We start from the raw sequence: 24997 nt of genomic DNA, 5'->3' as shown, positions 1-24997 counted from the left end.
GGAATTCCCATAAATCTATTCATCCCTAGGTTGCCCCGATAGTTATCGGGGTTAAGGATTCTATATTTATGTTCATTTCATCACAATATTATTTAACTTCGCAAGACACTTTCATCTTTTATATTTATTAAATTTATAAATAACCACTCAATTTTGTTCTATGACCCTTCACAAATTTTTTCAACCTGAAAATGTATCCATTCAAAAAGTACATTATGCAGGATTGATATTTGATGTTTTAAGGTTAGACAAAATCCATACTACAGCTTCAGGTAATAAATTTTTTAAATTAAAGCACAATATGCTTGAAGCAAAAAATCAAGAAAAGGAAGTGCTTCTAACATTCGGAGGTGCTTTTTCCAATCATATTATTTCTACTGCTTTTGCTGCCAAAGCATGTGGATTTTCTTCTATTGGGATTATAAGAGGAGAAGAGATAGAAAACCCGGTGCTAAGCTTGGCAAAGGAACAGGGAATGCAATTGGAATTTGTGAGTAGGGAGCAATATCGCGATAAATATAATCCGGGATTTATTCAGGAATTAAGAGCCAGACATGGAGATTTCTATTTAATTCCTGAAGGAGGTACCAATCATTTGGCTGTAAAAGGAACTGAGGAAATAAATGATTTGATTCCCTCAGTATATGATTTGATTTGTATTTCTGTAGGGACAGGTGGCACTATAGCAGGATTGATCAACTCTAAAAAAGAACATCAACGAATCCTGGGCTTTTCAGCTTTAAAAGGTTCCTGGATAGAAAAAGAAGTAGACGAATGGATAAATGGCGAGAACAATTGGCAAATTAATCAAGAAAATCATTTTGGAGGTTATGCAAAATGGAAGCCAGAACTAATTGACTTCATTAATGATTTTTATCAAAAAACAGGTATCCCTTTAGACCCTGTTTATAATGGCAAGATGATGTACGGTCTCTTAAACCTTTGGAAGAAGGGAGAAATATCTTCCGATCATAACGTACTGGCCATTCATACCGGAGGACTACAAGGCATTATAGGTTTTAATCACCGATTTGGCAATCTGATTAATACCTGATCTACATTTCCTAAAACAGGATTAAAGCCAAATGCAGAAGTAAATAGGGAAAATAGAACAAAAAAGCCACTTTATTTCAGAAAACCTGAAAACCTTGATTCAGATTACCTTCTTTTAAAACTCAACATTTTACCTAAAATTACCCCTTTGTTTTCATTGATAGTAAGCTCTTCATCACTAACTTTCTTCACGCCCTCAATAGTGAAAAAAGCCCGAGGATTATAGCTTTTGATAGTTGGAATAAGTGTAGTCAATACTTCGCGTTTCACAACTGTAAAAATAATATTTACCTTACCATCATTCCCTGTAGCATCTATATTGGAATAGCGGAAATCATTGGCTTTCAAATATTCAATTAATTTATCTGCAGGACGACCTGTGATCACTCTTACCACTACCCTTCCCAGGGCTAATTTCTCTTCAATAAACATACCTACATAAGTCCCTGCGGCAAATCCTGAAGCATAAGCAACATAACTGATCGGGTTGTTAATATGCAGGATGATCTGACCAATGGCCAAAAGCCAAATGAGCGCTTCAAAAAAGCCTAAAATAGGAGCGATAGATTTTTTACCCTGCAAAACAAAAATAACACGAATAGTAGCAATTGACACATCCGCCACCCGGGCAAAGAAGATGAGTATGGGCAAAACAACCAATGTAAATAATTCATTGGAAATACCTAAATCCTGAAAAAATTCCATTTAATATCTTTTTATGCGAACAAATAACTTACCACTTCAGCTAATTGTGAGCAAGCCTTAATTTTGATATTATATTTTGAAATATCTATCCCTTTTAAACTAAATTTAGAGACAATTATTTCTTCAAAACCTAACTTTTCAGCCTCAGCGATTCTGTTGTCAATTCTGTTGACTGCCCGAATCTCACCACCCAACCCTACTTCACCTGCCATACAGATTTTAGAGGAAACAGAAATCTCTTCCAGTGAAGAAATGATGGCTACACAAACTGCCAGGTCAATAGCAGGATCCTCAACCCGAATCCCCCCTGCAATATTGAGAAAAACATCCTGTACTCCCAAACGAAAGCCCCCTCTTTTCTCCAAAACGGCCAGTAGCATATTCATCCGTTTACTATCAAAACCAGTAGCACTTCTTTGTGGCGTGCCATAATTGGCAGTACTTACCAAAGCCTGTATTTCAATTAACAAAGGCCTGTTGCCTTCTAAAGTAGCTCCAATGGCCGTACCACTTACCTCTCCATCTTTCTGAGAAATCAGTATTTCAGAGGGATTGGAAACTTGTCTCAAACCTGTGTTGAGCATTTCATAAATCCCTAATTCATTGGTGGATCCAAACCTGTTTTTGGTTGTACGCAATATCCGGTAGGACAAATGCCTGTCTCCCTCAAATTGCAATACGGCATCTACCATATGTTCCAAAACCTTAGGGCCGGCAATGGCTCCGTCTTTTGTGATATGACCTATCAGGAATACAGGGATTTTGTTCTCTTTGGCAAAACGCATCAATTCCGCTGTACATTCTTTTACCTGCCCCACACTTCCTGCGGCAGATTCCATTTTAGGTGATGTCAGAGTTTGGATAGAATCAATTATAAGGATATCCGGAGCCAGTTCTTTTACTTCCCGAAATATATCGGTGGTAGAAGTCTCCGTAAGGATAAAACAGTTTTCTGAGGAGTACTCTATCCGATCAGCACGCATTTTAATTTGCTGAGTACTCTCTTCTCCACTAACATAGAGCACTCTTTTGTGCGATAAATTTAAAGCAATTTGAAGCATTAAGGTAGATTTTCCAATGCCGGGTTCCCCACCAATCAGTATGAGTGATCCGGGTACAATCCCCCCACCTAAAACGCGATTTAGCTCCGCATCCGGCACTATAATCCGAGCTTCCTTAATAGCTTCCACTGATTGGATAGCAATAGGCTTATTGGAAATATTTTTAGAAGATATATAACCGGAAGGAGCTTTTTCTTTCTGTACCACTTCTTCTACAAAAGTGTTCCATTCTCCACAAGCTGGACATTTCCCTACCCATTTAGGTGATTCCGCACCACAATTCTGACAGAAATAAAGTGTTTTTGTTTTGGCCACAATAAAATGTTAATGAACGCTTAAAGTTAGTTCAATTCATTAAGCTCCGAAAGATATAGAGAGAATATGATGCCCAAGAATTTTAATTTCAAACTATCACCCCCTCAGCTCCAGAGGAGCCTGATCATCATAGCTAGCATTTACAGCAAAAACTATTTGTATATAAATTTGAGAATAAGTGTTAGGCATAACTATAATAGTTTTCGATTTCAAACTAAATTTATAGAAAAAAGTAGTTTAACAAAAAATGATTCTTTCTTTGGCTATAACCTAGAGATTTTTATCTCATTTTCATAAAGGCACATCTCATAAAATGATTTCACTCCTACGGAGCTTGCTGTAATTCTGTCAACATTTTCTATTATGATTTTACCCCTATGGGGCAAATTAGTTTGACAAGCCATAGGATAAACACAAAGAAGATACGGACTTTGTTGTCACACATTATCACAAAAAAACAGTTTGAAATTCAGATCTATACATTTAAAAGGAGGGTTAATTTCAACGCATCAATCCTCAGCTCCGGAGGAGCTCGATCGTAATAGCCAGAAATTACCGCTGAACCCAAGCTCCAGAGGAGCGACATCATTATTTAACTGTAGGAATAAGCTCAAAAGCTACATGAACAATTATTGGCTGGCTTATCAATAATAATCTTATTACACTTCAACTAAAATGGAGTGCCACATCCAAAAAACTACGCCAAAATTGATTGAATATCGTCCTGGCTCAGGTTTTTCATAAAGCTTTCCTCGGTACTGATCAAATCTCTGGCCAAATTCACTTTTCGCTCCTGCAAGGCTAATATCTTTTCTTCCACTGTATTTTTGGTAATGAATTTATAAGTAAAAACCTGTTGTTTCTGCCCAATTCGATGTGCCCTGTCCACGGCTTGCTGCTCAACAGCCGGATTCCACCATGGATCCAATAAAAATACATAATCAGCAGCTGTCAGGTTCAGCCCCAAGCCACCCGCTTTAAGAGATATTAAAAAGACGGAAATTTCTTTATTATCCTGGAATAAACGCACTTGTTTTTCCCTGTCTTTGGTACTACCGTCCAGATAGGCAAACCTGATGTTACTTTTCTCCAGGTAATCTTTCATAAAAGCTAAATGCTTTACAAACTGACTAAAAACCAAAACTTTATGTCCTTCAGAAATAATGGACTTTAACATGTGCGTTACATCTTCCATTTTGCCGGAATCGCCCATATACTCCTTGTCCACCATCTTAGGATGATTGGCTATCTGCCTTAGTTGGGTCAGGCCCTGCAGCAATATCATCTGGGATTTTCTGATGCCATTTTGCTCTATATGTTCCAGGATTTTATCTCGGTAAAATGATTTCACTTCTTCATATTTGTCTTCCTGCATGGTCGTCATGGTCGAATAATGTACATTTTCGATTTTATCCGGCAATTCAGTGGCTACCTGTGACTTGTGCCTGCGCAGTATAAATGGCTTAATAAGAGAGGCTAATTTTTGTGACTTTTGCTCATCTTGCTTTTTCTCAATAGGCAACACAAACTCATCTTTAAAGAACTTTTTATTGCCTAGCAATCCCGGATTCACAAAAGACATCTGTGACCATAAGTCCATTGTACTGTTTTCCACAGGTGTACCTGTAAGGACTAATCTTCTGCGGGATTTTAGCTTTTTTACGGCCTTGGCAATATTCGAATCAGGATTTTTGATAGCTTGTGACTCATCCAGGATGATATAATTGAAATAATATTCTGAGAGGATTGCTATGTCAAGCCTGGTAATACCATAGGAAGTAAGCACAAGATCATATTCTTCAAATTGTTTGGCATCTTTGATCCTGTTAGTGCCTGTATAAATGAAAATCTTCAGATTGGGAGTAAACTTCTGGGCCTCATTCATCCAGTTATAGATTAACGATGTAGGCATAATGAGCAAATTGGCATTTAGCCTGCCCTCTTCTTTTTCAGACTGCAACATTGCTAATGTTTGCACTGTTTTTCCCAATCCCATGTCATCTGCCAGACACCCTCCAAAATTATATTGATTGAGAAACTGCAACCAATTGAATCCTGCCTTTTGATACGGTCTTAGTTCTCCTATAAAATCCACTGGTAAGGGGTGATCATCAATCTGCATGAAATCCCTTAGCTTGGCCAATTTTCTATCCATCTGAACAGAAGCCAAATCACTATTTTCCAGATCCTGAACCAACGCCAAATGGTGTTTGCGGATTTTCATGTTACCCTCATTGTCTTTTTCCATAAAGCTGAAAAGCTCTGAATAGTCATCAAACCAATGAGAGGGTATTACTGCATATTGATTATTAGGTAATTTAAATTCTGTTTGTTTATTGGAAATATGTTGCCTCAATTCCTTGAATGAAATTTCATAATCTCCAAACATGATGGTGGCATTGATATCAAACCAATCAATTCCCTCAGAGATATCAATAGAAATGGAAGAGCGACCCAGGAAGTATTGTTTGCTTGTGATTTCCTTATCTTGCTCAATCGTGATTCCATTTTCATGAAGCCAATCTGTATTTTTTGAAATCCAGCTAAAAGCTTTTGATTTTGGTTGTGTTACCTTTCCTTTTAAAATATTGAGTCCACGCTCCACCATGGCATCGCGCAGACTTTTCTCTTTTACAATATTCCTTACCAATCTTTTAAACACGAACTCTCCGTCCTGCTTTTCCACTTTCACGGAAACCGCCTCGCCCGAACCCAAAGGAAAGTTATGCTGACCATATTGAAATCTCAATTCCATCAGTAACTTACCTTCTTCCTCGTTTTTGGTTTGCTTCTCTTCAAACAAATCCAAATTGACAGAAGAAGTAGCTAATTCTGATATTTTCAGCTGTGGGTTTGGTTCCTCTCTAATGGTTTTTATTTTAAAACCTTTTGCAAATACATCAAAAGAGGCTACCAAAGGAGCTACAAATTTTTTAAAGTATTGCTCCTCCACTTTTTCAGGAATAGCAATAAAATATTTATTGAGAAACGGCTTTAACTTTTTTCCATCAGGGTTTTTAGCAAATGAATAAAGTTTCTGATTGACCACCATATAGGCAGGTTTATTACAAATCAAATACGCCCCTTTGTATTGAAAGTCTACTTTTTCGCCATTGTGCTTTATGGTAGGGAAATAATGAGTATTATTTTCATTTTTTACAAAATGGAATAGTATAGTTGCCTTTTCTTTCTGGATATGGATTTGACGCCAGGCAGGCTCACCATCATTCCCCATTTCAAAAAGCATTTTGTCCGAAATTTTCTCAAGAATTTGAACTCTTTTCCTTTCAAGGTACCTCTCAATTTCCTCCTGAAGAAGTGTGTTTCCTTTTTCCGGATGGTATACTTTATCAAAAAAATCTGAAGTTTTGAGCTTTGTTTTATAAAATTTGCGAACAATAGCATCCTGCTGAATAGTATCCATCAATTCTATCAACTCATAGTCAGTCTCATCCAGGCCTTTGGAAAATTCCCTGGCATTTTTGGCAGAAATATTTTGATGGGCAAAAGTGAGTTCTCCCCTGCTGTTTTTTTGCACTACAAATGACTCAAATATATACCCTAAAAATTCATGCTCAAACAGTGAATATATAATTTGAAAAGGCTGAGTTGTAAGTACCTTCATATCTTATTAAAACTTGTCTCTTCGTTGGTTAAATTAACTTATTCAAAAAAATCAAGTTTGAAATTTACTAAATAAGAATGAGTTTTATGTTAAAGACGAGGAAAAACTTACAAACGATTAATTTCTAAGGATTTTACTGCTACCGAGGCAGGCTTGAAGGATGCTAACATAGTTATAAGAACAATACTAAACATGGTAAAAATAAAATCTGAAAAAATCATTTTTACAGGATAAGCTTCCTGCACTGCCGATGCCATCCCCATGGAGACAAGTCCGAATTGTTGTTGTAAAACACAGAGCAACAGCCCTCCCAGGCCTCCTATAATAGCACCTGAAAAGGAAATAATGGAGCCCTCCATAAGAAAAATATTTCTGATGGTTCTTTTGGGTGCTCCCATGGCATAAAGTATACTAACATCCCGCTTTTTGTCCAATGCCAACATTGTAAGTGAAAAGAAGATATTAAATGAAGCTACTGCGAGGATAAAACTAAAAGTAAGATATACAAATAGCTTCTCAATTTTGATGGCTTTCAATAAGGAAGCATGTTGTTCATCGGAATCCTGTACAATAAACCTTGGCCCCAATTGTTCCTTAAGGCTTTTCTGAACAGATCTGGTACTTTGGCTACCATCCAAATTAACTTCCAAAGCAGTCAATTGATTCTGTTTTCCTACTAGCTTTTTGGCAAATCGCAGTGGCACAAATATATATTTCTCATCATATTGCTTTTCAATGGCAAAAACCCCGGCTGGCATTAGTATTCCGGAATTGTACATGCTGGAAGGGTTGCTTACTCCGGGTTTAATGTTTTTCGGATAATAAAATTGCAAGGCCAATAATTCGTTTCTGGGATTGATAGACAGATCATAGCGGATTCCCCTGCCTACAATGGCAAAATTTTGTTCCTTTTCCTGTAATTTAATTTGTCCTTCTGTAATAAAGTCCTTTAGCTGATTGGATTGGATAAACTCGGGGCTCACTCCTTTCATTCTTACAACAGTTTCTCCGTCATTGTATCGTACCAGTACATTATCCTCGATTACCTGAGTGACATTTTCAATTCCCAGCACTTGGAAAATCTGCCCTTTAATTTCATCATCGTATTTAAAGAACTTCCCCTCTTTAAGAGATATTTTCAAATCTGCATCAAAAGTACTATACAATGAGCGAATCAAATCTTCCAACCCATTGAACACTGACAATACGATTACAAGAGCCATAGTACCCGTAGCCACTCCCAACATGGAAATGATGGACAGCACATTGATAAAACTTTTCTTCTTTTTAGAGAAGAAATATCTTTTTGCTATAAAAAAAGAGAGGTTCTTCAAGGGGAAATATTAATCATTCTCATTATCGCCATTTTCCTCATCGGCAGGCGGAATATTTAATTTAGAAAGAATAGAGTCAATTCGATTGGCCTGATCAAGCGTTTCATCCATATAAAATATAAGCTCCGGAACTATCCGCACTTGCTTTCCTATCCTGTTGCCCAAATGTTTACGGATTTCGCTTTTCTTCAACTGAATAGCCTCCATTGTCTCCTTTGGGTTCTCCGAAAGCATTAAGCTTAAATAAATCTTTGCTACACTTAAATCAGGAGACATTTCTACTTCTGTAATGGTAATAAATGCTTTTCCGAAAGCATTATTCATATCTTTTTGAAAAATTTCCCCTAAATCTTTTTGAATTAACCTTGAAAATTTCTGCTGTCTTGTACCTGCTGCCATAATATTCATTCTTTTCACTACAAATATGCATGATATTTTATACAATTTGTCCTTTATACTCTAATTTAGCATTTGTAGTTTAACATAAAAACATATTTAATTGATTGGATTTTTCCGAATAAATGACCCTTACCGCCTGCTGATCTTATTTTTGGCAGTTGTGTTCATTCGTTTACCCTATTTTATTTCATCTGAGCCGCTCGTTTACGAACTCAACTGGATGCTCATAGGAGAAACGCTCAATCAGGGTAATATTTTATACAAAGACTTTTTGGCTCCAATAGCACCATTGGCAGCATGGATGTACACTGCAATAGATTTTATTTTCGGACGCGCCCCCATGGCCTACCAGATTTTAGCCACTTTATTAATGGGCTACCAATTTGTATTATTTAACAGCATCATGCATAAAAACAAGGCCTATAACGAAAACACATATGTTCCGGCCTTTGTCTATGCTTTATTGATGCAGGTTTTCTTTGACTTTTTCACCCTCTCACCAGTGCTCGTCAGTATGACTTTTATTTTATTGGTGCTGGACAACATTTACTTAAGAATTGAAAACAAACTAAATGACTTAACCATATTGAAAACCGGTTTCTTCATGGGAATGGCGGTACTGTTTTATCTTCCTTCTATTATCTTTTTGCTGGCTACAGTTATTTCATTTGTACTTCTTACAGGATTGATTTTCAGACGTTATCTAATGTTTTTCTATGGATTTCTGCTGCCAATCGCAGCTGTAGGGCTCTACTATTTCTGGCATGATGCATTAGGCAATATGATGTATCAATGGATCATTTCTAATTTCGTCTACAACCAGGAGAATATGGTAGGACTAATTTCCCTGCTCCTTTTCATCAGCCTTCCCTTATTGGTATTTGTTTTGGCTTTATACAAAACATTCAGTATTTCGCGTTTTACCAATTATCAGGTGCGTGTGCAACAGGTAATGTTCATGATGTTTGCCGCAGCCTGGGTAGTATGGATTCTGGGAGATGTTAAAGCTCCCTATCAATTGATTGTATTTGTTCCATTTATAGCATTCTTTATTGCCCATTTTATACTTCAGTTTAGAAAGAAGGCTACTGCCAATTTATTCACTATATTCTTTACTTTTAGTTTAATTTTTGTGAACTACATTTTGTTCTATCAAAATTTTCATTTACACAAATGGGGGGATTTCAATGCGTTATGGGTAAATGAAAGTATTTATGAACCATGGGTGGCCGGTAAAAAAGTTTTAGTAGTGGGCAATGGCAGGCAAATATACCACTCAGCAAGTGGTGTGGCTACAAAATTTTATGATTGGAAACTAAGTCAAAATATTTGGGAAATGCCCAACGACCCGAAGAAACTGGCAGTTATTTATGATGATTTGGTGAAAAACCAGCCAGAAACCATTATAGACCTAGACGGTTATGCGGAAGCTGTGTTAGAAAACCTGCCAGGAGTAAGCAGTGAATATGAAAAAGTGAATTACAAGGTGTATGTATTGAAAAATTAACAATTTCCTCTCTTAACATTCCAGTTACACTTAAACTGGAATATCCTTCATACACCCTGTTACTCCGAATTATTCATTAACAAGGAATTTTATTCACTCTTCTTTCATGTCTCCCACCCTCAAACGGTTCTTTTAAGAATGCAAGAGCTATTTTTTGAGCCTCTTCATAACTGATAAACCGTGCAGGCAAACAAAGAATATTTGCATTGTTATGCTGACGTGATAATTTGGCCAATTCTTCCTGCCAGGCAATGGCTGCACGAATACTCTTGTGTTTATTGGCTGCCATAGCTACCCCATTGGCACTTCCACAAATTAAAATCCCCATCTCCTGTTCCTCATTGCCTACAGCAGTAGCTAAAGGGTGTACATAATCCGGATAATCAACTGAATCATCGGTTGAGGGGCCAAAATCTTTCACTTCGTATCCCTCAGATGTCAAAAACTGAACAAGCTTTTGCTTGTATTCAAAACCAGCGTGATCGCCTCCTATTGCTATTTTCATTGTTACTGAATTTATAATTTTATTAATTCTCCCAAAACCTTTCTGAAGCACTTTCCTCAAAATGGAAATTTAATATTTGCTGATCGAGTTCCCCCAATTCCAAATCTCTTCGTTTCATTACTATTTTTGCTATCTCCAGGGCTTTTTCCAATCGAAAAGTAGTAAATCCTGATGCCCCACCCCATGCAAAAGATGGGATGAAGTTACGTGGAAATCCACTTCCAAATACATTTGCACAAACGCCCACTACAGTACCAGTATTAAACATAGTATTAATTCCGGATTTAGAGTGGTCTCCCATCATTAACCCACAGAACTGCTGACCCGTATCGACAAACCCTTGCTGACCATAATCCCAAAGCTTTACATTGGCATAATTGTTTTTCAGGTTGGAAGTATTGGTAGCTGCTCCCAAATTACACCATTCCCCTATTACAGAATTCCCTATAAACCCGTCATGCCCCTTATTGGAATATCCAAAAAATATCGTGTTACTCACTTCTCCCCCAACTTTGCAAAAAGGGCCTACTGTGCTATCTCCTTTAAAGACAGCTCCCATGTTTACATGAGAACCCTCCCCCAAGGCAAAAGGTCCTTTAATAATGGCTCCCTCATTTACATAAGCATTTTTCCCTATATAAATAGGACCATTTTCCGCGTTTAATATCGCTGCCTTAATTACAGCCCCCTTCTCCACAAAAATATTTTCTCCATTGTAAACAATTGTATGGGGATCTTCAATTTTAACAGAGTTTCTGCCATGGGTAATTAACTCAAAATCAGCTTTTATCTCTTTTCCATTATTTTGAAAAATATGCCACTTTTCTGAAATGATAGTTAAGTCACCATCATATTCAGCCGCCTGTTCAAGCTTTTCATTGGCATTAAAAAAGGCTAACTCTTCTTCCGAAACATGTGCGGAAATTAATATATTCCCTTTCTTTAGGGTAGCACCTAATTGAATGGCCTTCACCAATTCTGGTGTGGGGCAAACTGAACTATTAATTAGTGTGTTCTGGGAGGCAATCTTTCGGGGGAACTTTCCCTGCAAATAAGAGGCTGCAACATGGAATATTTCAGTTTTCAGGTATTTCTCCCACTTTTCCCTAATCGTTAATATCCCAACACGTATTTCAGCAATTGGACGGGTAAAAGTAAAAGGTTTCAGCTTTTCGCGGCTCTCAGCTTGTTCAATCAGCAGGTAGTTCATAGGTACAAAAATAAGACCTTCATGAGAATAACCTTCCAAAACCAGGAAGGAATTCTAAATATTTCGGCCTTTAACAAAAAAGTCTCCCGGATATGACTATCGGAGAGACTTTTAAAATGAATTTTAAAACAAAAAAGATTATTTCTTTTTGTACTTCTGGTTGAATTTCTCCACACGACCAGCAGTATCCAGGAAGATTTTCTTTCCTGTATAGAATGGGTGCGATGCAGAACTAACCTCTATTTTTACAACAGGGTATTCTTTACCATCTTCCATTTTCACTGTCTCATCAGAAGTCATTGTTGACTTTGTTAAGAATTTTGTATCTGCTTGAGTATCCCAGAACACGATGTCTCTATACTCAGGATGAATGTCTTTTTTCATAATATTGTTAAATTAAAGTTCTTGATTCCCAACCAATTCGCCCCCATTATTTCAAAGGGAATGCAAAAATAACAGATGAAATCTATCTTTCCAAATAGTAGCGTAAATAAGAATCAGAAGCACAATACCTTAATGATCGGAATGAACCAAATTTATCTCAATTTTAAAGTATTTAACTGAAGAATTATTAAATAGCTATTCTTTTTTGCTTAGCATCTATATTATTGTTTTTATCTTGCCTCAAGATTAAACTACTATGAGATATTTATTTGCCTTATGTTTCCTGTTGTATGCTACTATTACTTTTGGCCAGGCTGTTAATGCCCCGTTGAATGCTGATTACTATCATTTGATAGAGCGTATGGAAGTAAGAAGTGGCTCATTTGCTGAAAGCTTTCACGCCTCCATGAAACCTTTCAACAGAAAGGAAATTGGCCAATTTCTAGATAGCCTAAACACTAAAGACTATAACAGTAGGGATTTATTTAATTACAACTATTTAAAAAACGACAATTGGGAATGGGTTGATAGTGCCCATTATCAGACTGAAAAGCCTTTTTTAAAACATATCTATAAAACCAAATCGGATTTTCTGAATGTGCACAAAGAGGAATTTGACCTGCATATTAATCCCGTCATTAATTTCAGCTATGGAAAGGAATCCATCAGTGATAATACTCTCTTTATCAATACCAGGGGGATAGAAGTACGTGGGTTGATTAATAAAAAAGTGGGTTTTTACAGTTTTATAGGAGAAAACCAGCTGCGTTTCCCTCAGCATGTGAACGAATTTATCACTCAATATCAGGCGGTACCTAATGAAGGCTTTTGGAAAAACTATGGAGACGATAATGTGGGAAAGGATTTTTTCACAGCCAGAGGTTATGTTTCTTTCCAGGCCACTAAAAACATCAATCTGCAATTCGGTCATGATCGGTTTTTTGTAGGCAATGGTTATCGCTCTATGATATTGAGCGACTTTTCCCCGGGATACCTATTTTTAAAAGCGGAAACTAAAATATGGAAGTTCAATTACACCAACATTTTTGGATTACAAACAGCAGATATAAAATTCTCAGGAAATACACCAACCGGTAGTCAGAATCAGTACCCCCGGAAATTCATGTCATTTCATCATTTAAGCTATAACATCACCAAAAATATTAATATTGGTGTATTTGAAGCTGTTATGTCAGGTGACTCCTCCCGTGCGCAAAATCCCATTGACATCAATTACCTGAACCCTATCATATTTTATCGCTCTCTTGAGCAACAGGATGGCAGTTCTGGCAATGCCCTCTTAGGAATGGATTTTCGCTGGATTTTCCTTAAAAGATTTTCACTATATGGACAGTTTGTGCTGGATGAATTTTTGATTGACAACATTAGGCAGGGTGGTTGGTGGGCCAACAAATACTCCGTACAGGCAGGATTAAAGTATTTTAATGCTTTTGAAATTCCTAATTTGGATCTTCAGGGAGAATATAATATGGCCCGCCCCTTTATGTATGCGCATGATAACAACTTCACCAATTATGCCAATTATAAGCAATCACTTGCCCATCCCTTAGGGGCCAATTTCCAGGAATTTATTGCTATTATGCGTTATCAAATCACTCCAAGAATTACTTTCCAGTCTAAAGCTGTATTAGCTGATTTTGGTACAGATACTACTGATGTGAATTTCGGAGGAAATATCTTCAAAGCTAATAACAGCCGTTATCGCTATCCCGGACAGGGTGACTTTGGCCACAGTATTGGTCAGGGAGAATCCAATCACCTTACCTACTATCAATTTTTATTGACTGTTATGATGAAACATAATCTTTTTGGAGAATTGGGCTATACTATCAGAAAGCAGGAAAGTGAATTTGGAAACAATACCTCCGAAAACAGCTTTTACACTGCCTCCCTGAGATGGAATATTCCAAGAAGAGAAAATATATTTTAAGGGTCAACACCTTTTATTTTTCCATTTCCTGCACCTGAAGATTCGGTTTCAACTTTGCTGTATCCGTAAATTTCAACCATTTTTAAGTAAAAGCGTCATTATACTCTTAACTTGCAGTCAAATTCAGCTTTTTATTGATGAAAACTTATTTTAGAGTTCTTTCTTATGCCAGGCCACTCGGTCTTTTGGCTCCCCAATACTTGATTTATGTTATTTTACAATCAGTATTCAGTGTAGTCAGCTTAGGTATATTGGCTCCCCTTTTGAATACCTTATTTAAAACCGAAAAAGTGGAATCTGCTGCGGCAAGCCCACCTGCCCCGATAGACCTACCTGAATTTGAATTCAGATTAGATTATATCACTGATGTTTTTGATTATTATTTTTTACAATATGCCCAGCAAGACAAATATGAGGCTTTACAATTTGTTTGTCTCGTGCTAATCGTCTCGATCATTCTGGCCAATATATTTCGGTATTTGGTAGAAGTAATCTCGGCTATTGTAAAAGCAAATGTGATTTCTAAACTAAGAAATACCCTGTTTGATAGGTTGATGAACTTGCACATTGGCTATTATACCGAGGAAAGAAAAGGAAATATCATGTCAAAAGTAATGAGTGATGTGCAGGAAGTGGAAGGAACTGTGGTCAACAGTTTAAAAGCTGTGATAAAGGAACCAATAATGATCATTGTTTATTTTACTGCTCTTTTCTTTATCTCTGTAAAATTAACACTGATAACACTCATTATTTTGCCCTTGTCAGGCTTTATTATTTCCTATATCTCTATCAAACTTAAAAAGAAAGCAAAGCAAAGCCAGGAAACGCTTGGGAAGATTTCAGACATATTAGAGGAAACCCTCGGAGGCATGCGAATTATCAAAGCATTCAATGCAGTGGATTTTTCCAAAAACAGATTTGGAAAGCAGGTAAAGAACTATGCCACTTTCAATATAAGCATGCGAAAACGCTTTGCTTTGGCAGGTCCTATTTCTGAAATATTGGGAGTAGGAGTAATAGTGGGCATTGTATTGGTAGGGGGCTCCATGATATTGGATGGGGATTCCAGTTTGGATGCAGGAAGTTTTATCACTTTTATCGCACTTTTTTCCCAGGTGCTAAACCCTGCCAAATCCCTTGCCGCAGCTTTCAGCAATGTACAAAGGGGACTTGCCTCAGCCGATAGGATTTTCACCATATTAGATACAGAACCCGGTATTAAGAACAGCAAAGATGCTATTCCGTTGACCGAATTCAATGAGTCCATTGAGTTGGAGAATGTATCGTTTGGCTATGGCAATGAGCTTGTGCTGAAAAATATTAATTTAAAAGTAAACAAAGGGGAAATGATTGCTTTGGTGGGTCCTTCCGGTGGCGGAAAATCTACCCTGGCAGATTTAATCCCACGATTCTATGACGTAAAATCAGGCCAAATCCTGATAGATGGAAAACCTATTCAGAATTTTAAAATTGAGACCATAAGAAGTAAAATGGGCATTGTAAGCCAGGAATCCATTTTATTTAATGACACTATTTTCAACAATATTGCATTTGGAAAGCCTGAAAGCACTTTGGAAGAGGTGCAACAAGCGGCAAAAGTGGCTAATGCACATGATTTTATTATGCAAATAAAAGGCGGTTATGATGCAATAATTGGAGATAGGGGCGCTAAACTTTCGGGTGGCCAGCGCCAGCGAATTAGTATTGCGAGAGCTATATTGAAGAATCCCGATATATTGATTCTGGATGAAGCTACTTCCGCTTTGGATTCCGAATCGGAAAAATTAGTGCAAGATGCTTTATCAAATCTAATGAAGAATCGTACATCTATAGTAATAGCACATCGCCTAAGCACTATACAGGAGGCCGATCGAATTTATGTAATGCAGGATGGAGAAATCATAGAAAAAGGTTCCCATCAATCATTGATTAAAAAAGGTGGCGTCTACAATAAGTTGATAGAAATTCAATCTGTAAGCTGATTAGGAAATAATTTCTATATTTGTTTGATTCGAGAACCATAACCATAACAACTCCAGTAATATGAAGACTTTTAAAATTATTGTTTATTCTGCACTTCTAATTTTCCATCTAACTGCCATTATTATCATTTCTGTAGGAAAAAATGATCTCAATTTCCTGTTAAACCTATTCAAAAATATGGATTTAATGATGTACAGTGCGTACCTGGGTTTAATCCTGTTCTTGATTTTGCTGATTTTTGAATGGCAGCAGCAAAAACATTTGAAGAAAGTGTATGACAACCATTCCAAAGAGATTAATCAGTTAAAGGCCAAACTTTATGATAAAAAGGAGACAGAAACACCTTCTGTAACTCCAAAAAACACTGCTGCTGCCGAAAACCTACCAGCCTCGGAGACTAGTAAAAGTGAGGACAATAAAAATAATAAATCGTAGTGAGGGAATGATATCCACCATCAAACAAGAATTAGAAGAAGCACAAAAAGTATTGACGCAGTTCTTAAACGATGATGCCAATTTGTTAGCTATTGAAAAAGCGGCTAAAGTATTGGTTCATTCATTGAAAGATGGCGGAAAAATAATGAGTTGTGGTAATGGTGGCTCCCATTGTGATGCCATGCATTTTGCCGAGGAGTTGAGTGGACGGTTCAGGGATAACAGGCCAGCCCTGGCAGCCATGGCTATTTCGGATGTAAGCCATATTAGCTGTGTGGGGAATGATTATGGTTTTCAGTATATTTTCAGTAGAAGTGTAGAAGCCTTGGGCAAACCTAATGATGTTCTATTAGCCATCAGTACCAGCGGAAATTCACAGAATATATTGGAAGCAACTAATGCTGCAAGGTTATTAGGAATGCAAGTGATTGCCCTAACAGGAAAAGACGGAGGAGAATTAGCCAAAAATTGTGATGTGGAAATACGGGTACCACATTTTGGCTATGCCGATAGAATTCAGGAAATACATATTAAAATAATTCATATACTCATTTTACAAATAGAAAAACAATTAGCTTATGCTAGCTAAAACTTATGGAAGTTCAGTATTTGGAGTAGATGCCAGTGTGATTACCATTGAAGTAAATGTGAGCCAGGGCACCAAGTTTCATATGGTAGGCTTACCTGATAATGCCATTAAGGAAAGTGAACACCGTATAGATGCTGCCATTAAGTACAGTGGTTTTAACATGCCTCGTCAGAAAACCGTAGTGAATCTGGCTCCGGCCGATGTTAAAAAGGAGGGGTCTGCCTACGATTTACCAATTGCTTTAGGAATCCTTGTCAGTTCCAAACAAATATTCAGTGATACACTTGGTCAATATATGATCATGGGAGAACTGGCTCTTGACGGTAAATTACGCCCAATTAAAGGAGTACTTCCCATTGCTATAGAAGCAAGAAAACAAGGTTTCAAAGGATTTATCCTTCCAAAAGAAAATTCCGCTGAGGCTGCCATTGTGAACAAGTTAGATGTTATTGGAGTAGAAACACTAACAGAAGCCATTGAGGTACTGGAAGGTACTTCTTCTATTAAGCCACTTTCAATAGATACAAGAGACATTTTCTTTACTAACCTGAATGACTATGATGCTGATTTTGCGGATGTGCAAGGGCAGGAAAACATTAAACGTGCTTTGGAGATTGCCGCTGCAGGTGGTCATAATGTAATTATGATTGGTCCACCAGGTGCGGGAAAAACTATGCTGGCCAAAAGACTGCCTTCCATTTTACCTCCACTGAGCTTACCGGAAGCATTGGAAACCACTAAAATTCATTCTGTTGCCGGAAGGTTAGGTCCTGACGCTTCATTAATTGCCACTCGTCCTTATAGAAGCCCGCACCACACTATTTCGGATGTTGCTTTAGTAGGAGGTGCAATTAACCAAAGTTTTTGAGATATTTACCAAAGTAATGAGACAGTCTCAACAACTTAGGTATGGAAAACTTCGAAAACTACAGCCCTGTTCGTAAAATAGGGAAAAATCACACATCCTTAACTGGAAGAATTTCAAGTCAAAATTCAGACAGGCTCTATTCATTTGAATCTTCTTTAGAGAGAGACTTTATTCAAATTACAGACTTTAACCCATATGTTTACCGCTTCATAGAACAACCTTTAACTATAAGTTATATTGATGAAATTGGTGCAGGTCGGACATATACTCCGGACTTTCTAATATTCTACAAAAATGATAATCCTCGACACGAAAGATTGAAACCACTACTTGTAGAGGTAAAGTACAGAGATGAGCTCAAGAAAAATTGGAATAAATACAAACCAAAATTTAAGGCTGCCTCTGAATTTTGCCAGGAGAAGGATTGGAATTTTAAATTTATTACAGAGCGAGAAATTAGGGGTGACTATCTTTTTAATGTGAAGTTTCTAAATAACTACAAGAATTCTGAAGATGTAAGAATTGAGGATGTTTCCTTCCTATTAGATAATTTAGAACTCATGAAGGAGACAACACCTAAAGATTTACTAAATGCTACCTGTAGTAGTGAAAAGAGAAGAGGATTTCTTCTGTTCACTCTTTGGCATATGGTTTCAATTGATATGATTAAAATGGATCTTTCATTGAGAGTTTCCATGAACTCTTTAATCTGGATATAATATGGAAGATGCAATCTATAAGGGAGATATTATTCTCTATGAGGAAACAAAGTATGAAGTTATAGACCTTGACGGTGATGAAGTTAAATTGATTGATTCATCAGGAAATTCTAAAACCATTAAATTATCAATAGCATCAGGAAAAATTATAAATGGCATTGAGATTATAGAATCTTACAGTGAAAAAAAACTGAAGGAGGCAAAATCTAGATTAGCTATAATAAGACCTCTAATTGGTAAGAAGGGTTCTAGAAAGGAAGTTGAAGAGTTATCCAATAAAACTGGTATCAGTACTGCTACACTTTATAGATGGATCAAGAAATATAAAGAAACTGAACTGATGACCTCATTAGTACCTGAAGATAGATCTGGTGGAAAAGGGAAAAGTCGGTTAAATTCTGCTCTAGATGAAATCATCGACAGTAATATTCAAAAGCACTATCTTAAATCACAAAGAAAGTCCATAAAACAAGTTCACTTAGAAATTCAATTGGCGTGTAGAGATGAAGGTTTACGACCTCCGCACTACAATACTGTAAGAAGACGAGTATTGGCATTGTCTGAATTAGAAACAGTAAAACATAGACTTGGAAGAGCAGCGGCTAGAAAGAAGTTTTCCCCAAAAATATCTTCATTTCCAGATAGTTTATTTCCATTATCATCTGTTCAAATAGACCATACCCCATTAGATATTATCGTTGTTGATGAAAAGTACAGGGAGCCAATCGGCAGGCCATGGTTAACCTTAGCCATTGATACATATAGTCGTATGGTTGTTGGTTTTTATATAGGATTTGAATCTCCAAATGCAATGAGTGTTGGTTTATGTATTTCTCAGGCTATTTTACCTAAAGAGGAGTATTTAGCTCAAAACGAGATTTACACATTATGGCCATGCCATGGGAAGATCAGGTGCATACATATGGACAATGCCATGGAATTTCGTTCAAAAATGCTAGAACATGCATGCCTTGAATATCAAATAGATATCAACTGGAGACCAGTTAAAGTACCAGAGTATGGAGGCATGATTGAAAGGCTTCTAGGAACCTTCTCGAAGGAATTGCACCAGCTTGAAGGAACTACTTTTAACAGATATTTAAATAGAAGAGAATACGATTCTGAAAAACGAGCTGTATTTACCTATTCAGAAATAGAAAAATGGATATTGACATATATAGTTGAAGTATATCATCAAAAATTACATCTTGGTATTAATACTTCTCCAATTAACAAATGGAGGGAAGGAATTATTGGAACTGATGAAGTTGTAGGAGTTGGCTACCAGCCAGTATTAACTGATAAACGAAAAGTTCTACTTGATTTTATGCCATTTGAATTCAGAACGATTCAGGATTATGGTGTTCTGGTTGATGGAATCTATTACTACAGCGATATACTTCGCAAATGGATAAATGCCCTGGATGTTAAATCCGGGAAGTTGCGAGCTAAAAAGAAATTTAAGTTCAAGAGAGATCCCCGGGACATCAGTGTCTTATATTTTCTTGACCCTGAGCTTAAGGAGTATTTTCCAGTGCCATATAGAAATACATCACATCCCCCTATGACCAAATGGGAATTGAAGGCAATTAAAGATGAGCTGACCAAGCGAGGTATGCAGGTTATTAATGAGGATGCAATCTTCGATGCATATAAAAGATTAAGAGAAATAGAGGACAGATCTTTAAAGCAAACCAAGAAAGCTCGAAGATTAAATGAAGTCAAGAATAAACAAAAAGGGCACAAAAAGATCATTAATCCACCCACAAGTAAAATGATAGAAGTTGATGATGATATTTTTCAAGCACATGAATCCTTTGAAGACATAGATGATGGATCAAGTAGAAAACAGTAGTATCAATATTACTCAAAAAAGTAATGAAGAAAGGAAACAATTCATTAAAGGTTATAAGTGGATAGGATACACTCGAGCACAAGAAGTTCTGGACCAATTTGAAGATCTTGTCCTAACGCCACGTACTACACGAATGCCAGACATTCTATTAGTGGGTTCAAGCAACAATGGGAAAACTGTTATTATTGATAGGTTTGCTAAGAACCATTTGCTCTACTTTGATGAAAAGACTGAAGAAGTAAGACAAAAAGTTTTAATGGTAGAATCCCCACCTTTGCCTGACGAAAAAAGATTCTACCAGCAAATTCTTCGTAAGCTCTTAGTTCCTTTCAGATCTAATCATAAGCCGGAAGTTCTGTTTGATCAGGTTGTAAACGCATTTCAGATGCTTGATATCAAGATCTTAATAATAGATGAAATACATCATTTATTAACTGGCAATAGCACTAAAAAGCAAATCTTTCTTAATGCAATTAAATCGCTATCCAACATACTTAGTATTTCTATCATTGCGGTGGGTACAAAAGATGCTTTTCATGTTTTTCAATCTGATCCTCAAATGTCCAGCAGGTTTGAAACTGTGCCACTTGAAAGGTGGAGACTTGATAAGGAGTATATAAAATTTCTTAATAGCTACGAAAAAATTCTGCCGTTGAGGGAAAAATCTGATTTGTTCCAAAGAGAGATTGCCACTAAAATAATCTCATTGACAAATGGAAATATAGGAGAGATATGTAATGTAATCCAGAAGTCAGCAATTAAAGCAATTGATCTTGGAATCGAAAAAATTACACTTCAAGTGATAGAAAATAGCAATATCCAACACCCAGATGAAAAAAAGAAAATGCCATTGCTGTGAGTATTTATAACACTAAGTTGCCTGTCCATTTACAACCACTCAATGATGAACTGTTAACCAGTTGGCTGCTTAGGTATTCTAAACGATTTCAAACAAAGTATCACACATTCTGTAAGTTTTTATTTAAAGGAACAGAGATAGATACAAGGGACATTGATCTTTACATAAAAGACGATCTCCTTTATAGTTTAACAGAAATTACTTTCTTAAGTAAGGAAACCTTAAAGAGCCTAGTTCTCACAGATTATTTCCCTAAACTTACGACTGATCCGACCTTAAAAAACTGGATATTAACCAGGGGTCACTATCATAGACTTACGAACAATAATCATTTAATGTACTGTAGTTCTTGTTTTGTTGATGACAAGGAGCCTTACTATAGGAAAAGATGGCGTTTAATAATTTCTACTGTCTGTACCAAATGCGGTATAAAATTAAGAGATAATTGCCCTTCCTGTAATTTACCTATTTCCTTTCTAAGATTAGACTTTAGAAATAAAGAAAAAATAGTGACAGAAGAGCTTTGTTATTGCTACAATTGTGACTTTGATCTTAGAGATTCCGAGAGGATCAATTGCTCTGCTATCGAACTGGATAATCAAAAACAATTAGAGTCCTACTTAGATAAAGGCTATACCAATAATTTAAATTACTCTCATTTACATTTTGAGGTTCTTTTTTTGCTATTAAGGATTCTTAGCTCTCGCATCCAAAGAATTTATAATTTCGATAAATTCATTAGTGATAAATATGGCTTTGTCCCATTAGAAAAAGGGAATAACAGAACACTCGAGATGCGGAATACAACACTTGAAGTTAGAACCAATTTAATGGAAAAAGCAATATTTCTTTTAAACCTGGATCAACAAGAGCTTGTAGAAACATGTAAAGAATCTAAAATTATGAGTCACTTCCTTTATTTTGAAAATAAGGAACTACCATACTGGTTTGCAAAAATGATAAATGAAAACCTTACGTTAAAATACACCTACTGGAAGCATGCATACCCAACCTTAAAGTACCTCCCTTCTTATAAGAGCTTAAGTCCGCACATTAAGAATCTGTAGATTTAAAGCTAATATCTTTCCCTTCCAAAGAAGGAGTATACCCTATATCATTCATTGCTGCTCTAATGTGCTTAAAAGCAAGAAGCCTCACTTCCTGAATATGTTCTTCCCATGATGAATTGATTTTTTTTGCAATTATTCCCCATTCAATATCGGAAAGTTGTACATTGTATTTTTCCTCAAAGTCATTCTTGGATACATTAAAGCCTTTTAATTTAATTTTTACTTGATCGTTACTCATATTTTATTCTTAATTACTTCATAAATTTTCATATAGGTCTGCTCAGCAGGTTTAAAGGTTTTAATCTCCTCCATACTATCTTCTTTTGCATCTTTATCTACTCTCCTTATTACAAACTCCCTTTTGAAGGTACTCCATTCTAGATGGCGCAATTCATCCTTTGGCACAGCTATTTTTCTCTTATTAGTAAAAAAAAGAAATATTTCTTGAAATAACCTTTTTGATATTAATTTGTAATCTGAATTATTGATTAGAAAGAGTAAAGTGGGAGGATCTGCTGTTCCTTGTCTTTGTATGACATCAAATAAATAATAAAATCTTGTGGAGCTTTTTATCTGGATTTCTATAAATTTCACTTCTCTTTTTCCTTCCCACACATATTTTGGCTGTCTTTTTTTTTGATTTAATTTTTTATGGCCTGTGGAAAACTTTCGCATTTTTTCTGTTATAGGCTCATTTCCCCACTTCTTTTCATCAAAAAACAAACTATATGTACTTATCTCAAGGTTGGAATCTTCAGTAAACCTCTCAGCCAACTGATTAAAAAACAGTATATAGCTTTGCCTATCTTCTCTTAGCTTTCTTTCTTTATCTGACTCTTTTTTAGTTGGCGGTGAATCTGCTATAGTAGCAGAACCAGCTTTTGAGTCTCCTGAGATTCCTGGATTAAGGGTTTCTTCATTAGAGTCTTCTTGCTGGAAAATTCCATTATCTGTTACAGTTTTTTGTTCAGTTTTATAATTATATTTTAGGCTATTTAAATCTGGCGCACCCTTAAATCTTGAACTCGTTAAATTAAGTTTCTTCTTTCTCTTAGATGGATTATATGGTTGATGGGATCGTCTAATGTTTAGCTCATTAGTGTCTTCAGGAGGAATTTCATGCTTTGGCCCTTTTCTTTTATCGGCATTAGTTTGATCTGCTTTTGAATTATCATTATCTCTATACCATTCAAATCCTTCTTGAATAAATTTATAATCACAATTAACAATTTTAGAAACAAACTCTACTGAATAGCCTTTGTAAGGCCCTTCAACTTTTATAACACCCATTTCAATAGTATTGATCTCCAAGTTACTACTATCATCAAATGGAAAAAAGCTTTTTGGATAACCTCCGTCTCCCTCAGAGTAGCTACTAAAAATAGAATTTCTTATCATATTAGCGGCCCTAAGTGCTTTTTCGTATAAGTATATTCTTCCGACAGTCAGCACATCTTCCCCGGGTACATTCCTTGACAATTGAATGAAATCCGAACCATCGTATTTAGCATTTTTATAAGTCGTAGTCAATCGTTGATTCACCAATATATGTTCTTTTAGAAAATGTCCACAAAGTAAGTAAGCTAAATCAGATGAAGTGAAAAAATAGAACCGAATGACTTCAATACATGGAAAGACATACAGTTTACATTTCTCACGATTGATATAGTGCAAACAAGGTAGGTTTTTCAATTTTGAAAATGGAAATCCATAAGAAGGAAGCGTTATAATCTTACCGTTTTTATCTTTTCTGATATCTTCTATTCGAAAATCATAAATGCTTTTTACTTTAAAATCACTGATACCTTTTTCATCTTCTAACCCTAGATTAGTTACTCTAAGTTTCTTTAAATTCTTTTTAGGTTGAAGAATTTTTGTTTTGTGAATAAAGCATCCGATGGTTATTTCTGATATCATTCCAACATCAATCCAAAGAACAATCGGCTTCCAGTCTGGAATCTGATTCATATCAAATTTAAATTCAGAAGGTTTTATCAGCTCGGATAATTTGTAGAGAATGATTTTAATTAAAATAGACTCCCCTTTAAATTGTACCTGCCCTATTCCAGATATCCAGTAAGTACTCTTTTTATCAAGTTCGGGGGGACTAAATGTATTTTTGGTATCCATCCAGCTAAAATCTCAATAACTTTTGTAAAAGCAAAGAAACAGTTTTTTATTTATCACTGAAGGCCCGCTATGTAATTATTAAGGCTGATTATCAATTCCTCCTTTGAAATCTTTAAAAAACTCACTATAACTAAACTTAAGGGCGTCAAGTATCTTCAGAAATCGAATTAAAGAAGGAGATCTTTCTCCTCTTTCTATTTTTCCAATATAGTCAGGATGAATGTCGGCAAGATCGGCTAAGTCTTCTTGGGTAAGACCTTTTTGCCTTCGTATTTTAGCTATTTGAATACCGATCCTTTTTTGTATTTCCACAATCAAAAGTAGTTGTGAAGAAAAAGCCAGGACACAGACTATTTGTGCGGATTATGATTTTTAATTTTATATTTGCAGTAAATTAGGCAGACAAATAAGATGAAAAGTCTAAGAAGGGTTAAAATAAA

The 24997-nt window shown here is 36.2% G+C and carries 21 protein-coding genes and 1 pseudogene; 11 read left to right on the top strand and 11 right to left on the bottom strand.

What is annotated here, in order from left to right:
* Positions 1 to 160: 160 nt before the first annotated feature.
* Entirely contained in the window at positions 161 to 1054 is an 894-nt protein-coding gene (locus tag JKA74_RS11745) for a 1-aminocyclopropane-1-carboxylate deaminase/D-cysteine desulfhydrase (protein WP_201431384.1), read from the top strand.
* Between the two features lie 104 nt (positions 1055 to 1158).
* Here JKA74_RS11745 and JKA74_RS11740 read toward each other — a convergent pair whose 3' ends face one another.
* From JKA74_RS11740 to rbfA, 5 genes are all read right to left on the bottom strand, one after another.
* Entirely contained in the window at positions 1159 to 1758 is a 600-nt protein-coding gene (locus tag JKA74_RS11740) for a DUF2179 domain-containing protein (protein ID WP_201431383.1), read from the bottom strand.
* An 11-nt stretch (positions 1759 to 1769) separates the two neighbouring features.
* Positions 1770 to 3134 carry a DNA repair protein RadA gene (gene radA / locus JKA74_RS11735; RefSeq protein ID WP_201431382.1) on the bottom strand — a complete coding sequence of 455 codons (1365 nt, stop codon included), beginning with the start codon at positions 3132 to 3134 and terminating at the stop codon, positions 1770 to 1772.
* A 697-nt stretch (positions 3135 to 3831) separates the two neighbouring features.
* On the bottom strand, positions 3832 to 6759 hold the full coding sequence (locus tag JKA74_RS11730) for a DEAD/DEAH box helicase (RefSeq protein WP_201431381.1): 2928 nt from the start codon (positions 6757 to 6759) through the stop codon (positions 3832 to 3834).
* 107 nt (positions 6760 to 6866) lie between these two features.
* The gene (locus tag JKA74_RS11725; RefSeq protein WP_236587722.1) at positions 6867 to 8093 is read right to left on the bottom strand and encodes an FtsX-like permease family protein; all 1227 of its coding nucleotides are present in this window, start codon (positions 8091 to 8093) and stop codon (positions 6867 to 6869) included.
* Between the two features lie 9 nt (positions 8094 to 8102).
* Entirely contained in the window at positions 8103 to 8492 is a 390-nt protein-coding gene (rbfA, locus tag JKA74_RS11720) for a 30S ribosome-binding factor RbfA (RefSeq protein ID WP_201431380.1), read from the bottom strand.
* A gap of 100 nt (positions 8493 to 8592) precedes the next feature.
* On the opposite strand from rbfA, the gene JKA74_RS11715 reads away from it, so the two are divergent.
* Entirely contained in the window at positions 8593 to 9999 is a 1407-nt protein-coding gene (locus JKA74_RS11715; RefSeq protein WP_201431379.1) for a hypothetical protein, read from the top strand.
* 76 nt (positions 10000 to 10075) lie between these two features.
* Here the strand turns inward: JKA74_RS11715 and rpiB are convergent, their stop codons facing one another.
* From rpiB to JKA74_RS11700, 3 genes are all read right to left on the bottom strand, one after another.
* Positions 10076 to 10504 (bottom strand): ribose 5-phosphate isomerase B, encoded by a 429-nt coding sequence (rpiB, locus tag JKA74_RS11710; RefSeq protein WP_201431378.1) that lies wholly within the window; start codon positions 10502 to 10504, stop codon positions 10076 to 10078.
* Between the two features lie 22 nt (positions 10505 to 10526).
* The gene (locus JKA74_RS11705) at positions 10527 to 11714 is read right to left on the bottom strand and encodes a GlmU family protein (protein WP_201431377.1); all 1188 of its coding nucleotides are present in this window, start codon (positions 11712 to 11714) and stop codon (positions 10527 to 10529) included.
* 138 nt (positions 11715 to 11852) lie between these two features.
* Positions 11853 to 12098 (bottom strand): type B 50S ribosomal protein L31, encoded by a 246-nt coding sequence (locus JKA74_RS11700; RefSeq protein WP_201431376.1) that lies wholly within the window; start codon positions 12096 to 12098, stop codon positions 11853 to 11855.
* A 256-nt stretch (positions 12099 to 12354) separates the two neighbouring features.
* Here JKA74_RS11700 and JKA74_RS11695 point away from each other — a divergent pair, with 256 nt between their 5' ends.
* The 9 genes and pseudogenes from JKA74_RS11695 (at position 12355) to JKA74_RS11655 (ending at position 22424) form a co-directional block, all read left to right on the top strand.
* A complete protein-coding gene (locus JKA74_RS11695) occupies positions 12355 to 14049 on the top strand; it encodes a capsule assembly Wzi family protein (RefSeq protein WP_201431375.1) in 1695 nt (564 codons plus the stop codon).
* 137 nt (positions 14050 to 14186) lie between these two features.
* The gene (locus JKA74_RS11690; protein ID WP_201431374.1) at positions 14187 to 16031 is read left to right on the top strand and encodes an ABC transporter ATP-binding protein; all 1845 of its coding nucleotides are present in this window, start codon (positions 14187 to 14189) and stop codon (positions 16029 to 16031) included.
* 61 nt (positions 16032 to 16092) lie between these two features.
* Positions 16093 to 16467 (top strand): hypothetical protein, encoded by a 375-nt coding sequence (locus JKA74_RS11685; RefSeq protein ID WP_201431373.1) that lies wholly within the window; start codon positions 16093 to 16095, stop codon positions 16465 to 16467.
* Positions 16468 to 16474: 7 nt separating this feature from the next.
* The gene (lpcA, locus tag JKA74_RS11680; RefSeq protein WP_201431372.1) at positions 16475 to 17056 is read left to right on the top strand and encodes a D-sedoheptulose 7-phosphate isomerase; all 582 of its coding nucleotides are present in this window, start codon (positions 16475 to 16477) and stop codon (positions 17054 to 17056) included.
* A pseudogene (locus JKA74_RS11675) lies at positions 17046 to 17912 on the top strand (YifB family Mg chelatase-like AAA ATPase); the annotation flags it as partial. The gene lpcA and the pseudogene JKA74_RS11675, both read left to right, overlap by 11 nt.
* A 53-nt stretch (positions 17913 to 17965) precedes the next feature.
* Entirely contained in the window at positions 17966 to 18643 is a 678-nt protein-coding gene (locus JKA74_RS11670; protein WP_201431371.1) for a TnsA endonuclease N-terminal domain-containing protein, read from the top strand.
* A 1-nt stretch (position 18644) separates the two neighbouring features.
* Positions 18645 to 20498 carry a Mu transposase C-terminal domain-containing protein gene (locus JKA74_RS11665; protein ID WP_201431370.1) on the top strand — a complete coding sequence of 618 codons (1854 nt, stop codon included), beginning with the start codon at positions 18645 to 18647 and terminating at the stop codon, positions 20496 to 20498.
* Positions 20473 to 21357, top strand: a complete 885-nt coding sequence (locus JKA74_RS11660) for a TniB family NTP-binding protein (protein WP_201431369.1) — start codon at positions 20473 to 20475, stop codon at positions 21355 to 21357. Before JKA74_RS11665 ends, JKA74_RS11660 begins: the two co-directional genes overlap by 26 nt.
* A complete protein-coding gene (locus JKA74_RS11655) occupies positions 21354 to 22424 on the top strand; it encodes a TniQ family protein (protein ID WP_201431368.1) in 1071 nt (356 codons plus the stop codon). The genes JKA74_RS11660 and JKA74_RS11655 overlap by 4 nt, the downstream gene beginning before the upstream one ends.
* Here JKA74_RS11655 and JKA74_RS11650 read toward each other — a convergent pair.
* From JKA74_RS11650 to JKA74_RS11640, 3 genes are all read right to left on the bottom strand, one after another.
* Positions 22411 to 22665 carry a hypothetical protein gene (locus tag JKA74_RS11650; RefSeq protein ID WP_201431367.1) on the bottom strand — a complete coding sequence of 85 codons (255 nt, stop codon included), beginning with the start codon at positions 22663 to 22665 and terminating at the stop codon, positions 22411 to 22413. The two genes, JKA74_RS11655 and JKA74_RS11650, sit on opposite strands and share 14 nt — an antisense overlap.
* On the bottom strand, positions 22662 to 24557 hold the full coding sequence (locus JKA74_RS11645; protein ID WP_201431366.1) for a hypothetical protein: 1896 nt from the start codon (positions 24555 to 24557) through the stop codon (positions 22662 to 22664). The genes JKA74_RS11650 and JKA74_RS11645 overlap by 4 nt, the downstream gene beginning before the upstream one ends.
* A 78-nt stretch (positions 24558 to 24635) precedes the next feature.
* A complete protein-coding gene (locus tag JKA74_RS11640) occupies positions 24636 to 24869 on the bottom strand; it encodes a helix-turn-helix domain-containing protein (RefSeq protein ID WP_201431365.1) in 234 nt (77 codons plus the stop codon).
* Between the last annotated feature and the right edge of the window lie 128 nt (positions 24870 to 24997).

The sequence above is a fragment of the Marivirga aurantiaca genome, from assembly GCF_016679925.1.
GTDB classification, from domain to species: domain Bacteria; phylum Bacteroidota; class Bacteroidia; order Cytophagales; family Cyclobacteriaceae; genus Marivirga; species Marivirga aurantiaca.
Note: the sequence above shows the minus strand (reverse complement) of the source record. Positions and strands in the feature narration are given on the sequence as shown.

Excerpts from the sequence above, each read along its gene's own strand:
- JKA74_RS11650 (WP_201431367.1), bottom strand. The coding sequence starts at position 22,665 with ATGAGTAACGATCAAGTAAAAATTAAATTAAAAGGCTTTAATGTATCC.
- JKA74_RS11745 (WP_201431384.1), top strand. The coding sequence starts at position 161 with ATGACCCTTCACAAATTTTTTCAACCTGAAAATGTATCCATTCAAAAA.
- JKA74_RS11730 (WP_201431381.1), bottom strand. The coding sequence starts at position 6,759 with ATGAAGGTACTTACAACTCAGCCTTTTCAAATTATATATTCACTGTTT.
- JKA74_RS11665 (WP_201431370.1), top strand. The coding sequence starts at position 18,645 with ATGGAAGATGCAATCTATAAGGGAGATATTATTCTCTATGAGGAAACA.
- rpiB (WP_201431378.1), bottom strand. The coding sequence starts at position 10,504 with ATGAAAATAGCAATAGGAGGCGATCACGCTGGTTTTGAATACAAGCAA.
- JKA74_RS11690 (WP_201431374.1), top strand. The coding sequence starts at position 14,187 with ATGAAAACTTATTTTAGAGTTCTTTCTTATGCCAGGCCACTCGGTCTT.
- JKA74_RS11700 (WP_201431376.1), bottom strand. The coding sequence starts at position 12,098 with ATGAAAAAAGACATTCATCCTGAGTATAGAGACATCGTGTTCTGGGAT.
- JKA74_RS11670 (WP_201431371.1), top strand. The coding sequence starts at position 17,966 with ATGGAAAACTTCGAAAACTACAGCCCTGTTCGTAAAATAGGGAAAAAT.
- lpcA (WP_201431372.1), top strand. The coding sequence starts at position 16,475 with ATGATATCCACCATCAAACAAGAATTAGAAGAAGCACAAAAAGTATTG.
- JKA74_RS11645 (WP_201431366.1), bottom strand. The coding sequence starts at position 24,557 with ATGGATACCAAAAATACATTTAGTCCCCCCGAACTTGATAAAAAGAGT.
- JKA74_RS11740 (WP_201431383.1), bottom strand. The coding sequence starts at position 1,758 with ATGGAATTTTTTCAGGATTTAGGTATTTCCAATGAATTATTTACATTG.
- JKA74_RS11660 (WP_201431369.1), top strand. The coding sequence starts at position 20,473 with ATGATGGATCAAGTAGAAAACAGTAGTATCAATATTACTCAAAAAAGT.
- JKA74_RS11705 (WP_201431377.1), bottom strand. The coding sequence starts at position 11,714 with ATGAACTACCTGCTGATTGAACAAGCTGAGAGCCGCGAAAAGCTGAAA.
- rbfA (WP_201431380.1), bottom strand. The coding sequence starts at position 8,492 with ATGGCAGCAGGTACAAGACAGCAGAAATTTTCAAGGTTAATTCAAAAA.
- JKA74_RS11685 (WP_201431373.1), top strand. The coding sequence starts at position 16,093 with ATGAAGACTTTTAAAATTATTGTTTATTCTGCACTTCTAATTTTCCAT.
- JKA74_RS11695 (WP_201431375.1), top strand. The coding sequence starts at position 12,355 with ATGAGATATTTATTTGCCTTATGTTTCCTGTTGTATGCTACTATTACT.